The organism is uncultured Sphingomonas sp. (assembly GCF_946477935.1).
In the GTDB taxonomy this organism is placed as follows: Bacteria; Pseudomonadota; Alphaproteobacteria; order Sphingomonadales; family Sphingomonadaceae; genus Sphingomonas.
In genome coordinates this window covers 1-2,545 of the sequence record NZ_CAMLAC010000351.1, presented here as the reverse complement: position 1 = coordinate 2,545, position 2,545 = coordinate 1, and the positions used below count along the sequence as shown (strand labels likewise).

The following is a 2,545-nucleotide window of genomic DNA, read 5'->3' as shown; positions in this document are numbered from 1 at the left end:
TGCCCGCCGCATCCTCGGCCGCGGTCATGCGGGCGGGACGGACGTTCAGGCACCATGGCGGAACCGGGCCGAAGACTGCGGAAAGATCGGAGCGGCAGCGATCCAGCGTCGCGTGCATGTCGGCAATGGCGCGGTTCCGGCCGGCTTCGCTGTCGGGGTAGAGGAACCGCGCGTCTGTCCAGAGCCGGCGATAGCGTTCGCCGATCGAGCCGTTCCTGTCGCCGAGAGTGGCGAACAGGCGGCCGGCGCGGGCGAGCAGGCGGGTGTGTTCGCGGGTCAGCCGGATGCGCGCGCTGGCGGGGGCCACCGTGTCGCCGATGATGCGGCGGAGTTGCCAGAGATAGGACGGCGTGGTGGCGAGCCGGACCTCTGCGGCGAGACCGGCGCGGGCGGTGTCGAGGTCGAGCCGGTCGCGCAGCGTCGTGGCCGTGAGCGGTCGGAGCAGCGCAAGCGCGTCCGCCGGGGGGAGGGTGGCGGCGTGATCGAGCGCGGCGCGGATGCCCTGCGCCCGGACCGGAGCCGCCGCCAGCGCGATGGCGCCGCCCAGCACCGCACGGCGGCTCCAGCGGGTCATTGGGGCAGGGTCACGCGGTTGTTGAGGCGGGTCACCTCCGGGGCGTCGCCGGTCAGCGCGACCTCGACGGCGGTGGCGCCGGCGCGGCGGGGCAGGCGCAGGCGCGTGGTGCGCGGGCGCAGATCGGTGGGAGCCGCCATCGCCGGGATCGCGGCGGTGGCCAGTACCCGGCCGTCGGCGGCGAGCAGACGGGCCTCGCCACCGGGTACGGGACGCGCACCGAGGCTGTGGACGGTAAGGGCGATGCCGCGGCCGTTCGCCACCACATCGTCGAGGCCGATGCCGAGATCGGCGCGATCCTCTACCGGGGTGTCGGGTTCGGCGAGCGCGAAATCATACACGGTGGTGGTGCGGGGTGCGAAGACGACTTCCGTCCCCAGACTGCGTTCGAGTGTAGCGGTGGCGGCGGGGCCATCGGGGATCAGCGTGCGCGCCTCATCGGCACTGGTGGCGCGCTGCACCGTCCAGCGGCCGGGGTCGATCGACCAGCCGGTCATCGTCGCACGCTGCGGCCGGTCGGTGGTGTTGTACGCGATGACGCGGAAACGGGTGCGGGTGGCGCCGGGCATCAGGATCGCGACACGCTCGGCCGCACCGTCTTCGAGAAAGCGCCAGCTTACCGTGTTGCCGGGCCAGCTCTGGTTGCGCTTCAGCGCAACGCCGCCGAGCCGTTCGCGTTGCAACAGGTCGGTGGGCATGTCGACCCGGTCGCTCCACCAATGCCCCTCGGTCAGCATGTCCATGCGCTGCATCTTTTCGGTCGCAGCCTCGGCGTGGAGCGTGGCGAGGGCTGCGGTGTCGCCGGAGGTCTGCCAGCGGGCGTAGCGACCGATGTCGCTGTCGCCGGTGGCGGCCTTCCCCAGCAGCGCCGCGCCGCCGGGGATCAGGCCGGGCGCCTCGTTGAATTCGGCGAACGCGGCGGGGCCTGCCTTGGCGAGACGCGCCTCGACCGGGCGCAGGTAGCGCGCATCGCCGGTGAAGCGCCATGCCGCCCACGCGCCCTGCAACGGCACGGTGGCGCCGCCGCCATCGCCCACCCGGGTGGCATCGGTGCGCCAGTTGATCTCGTTGGGATAGGACCAGAGGCCATCGGCCCCATTGGTGCCGTGCGCCAGCCAGCCGTCGATCACCCCGGTGACAAGGCCGCGTGCGGCGGCATTGCCGTTGAACAGGCCGACCAGCATCGGCCCATGGAGGACGGTGAAGCTGTATGGCTTCTGCCATTCCCATGGCCCTTCGCGATAGATGCGGTTGCCGCCATACCAGTTGGAGGCGAAGTGGTGATGGCCAGCCGCGTTGGGCAGGATGACGCCGCCCAGGGCGCGGGTATTCTCCATCAGGCGTTCGACCGCGATCGGCTCGCCCCAGTTGAGGTACAGCCGCGCTGCGTTGGAGTTCAGCCCTTCCTCATAGGCATGCAGCTCGTCGGTGGTGATCGCACCCAGCCCGTTCACGATCATGCCGTTGCGATAGACCGCATCGGAGAGCGCACGCAGCGAGGCATTGATCCGGTCGGGCGCGACCCCCATCAGCGCGAGCGCCGGCCATTGCTGCACAAGGTCGGTGTCGTCGGACAGGCCGCCACCGAAATCACCGTACGGCACCTGTCGCTCGGCGATCCACCACTCCACGAAGCGGTGCGCGAGCGATAGATCCTGCAACTGGCGAAAGGCCCAGGCGGGCGTGCCGGCAGGGACCGGGGGCAGCGTTACGGGCGGCAGGTTCTCCGGCCGGTAGTTGATGTCCGCCCAATAGGCGCGGGCGCCGGCATGATCGGGCGCGACGCGCAGCAGGTCGCCGATATCGGCATAGAGGCGGCGGTATAGGCCGGCGCGCTGCGAGGCGGTATGTTCCTCGACCAGAAACGCCCAATTGTCCTTCACCTGGTTGAAGCGATCGGCGATGTGTTCGGCCAGGGCCTCCGCCCGCGGCTTGAAGACCAGGCGGATGCGAGCATAGACGGCGCTCGCA

The 2,545-nt window shown here is 70.8% G+C and carries 2 pseudogenes; both read right to left on the bottom strand.

Annotated elements, in window-relative coordinates:
- Positions 1-574 (bottom strand): annotated as a pseudogene (locus Q0U08_RS19740) (DUF885 domain-containing protein); the annotation flags it as partial.
- Positions 571-2,545: pseudogene (locus tag Q0U08_RS19735) on the bottom strand (LamG domain-containing protein); the annotation flags it as partial. The pseudogenes Q0U08_RS19740 and Q0U08_RS19735, both read right to left, overlap by 4 nt.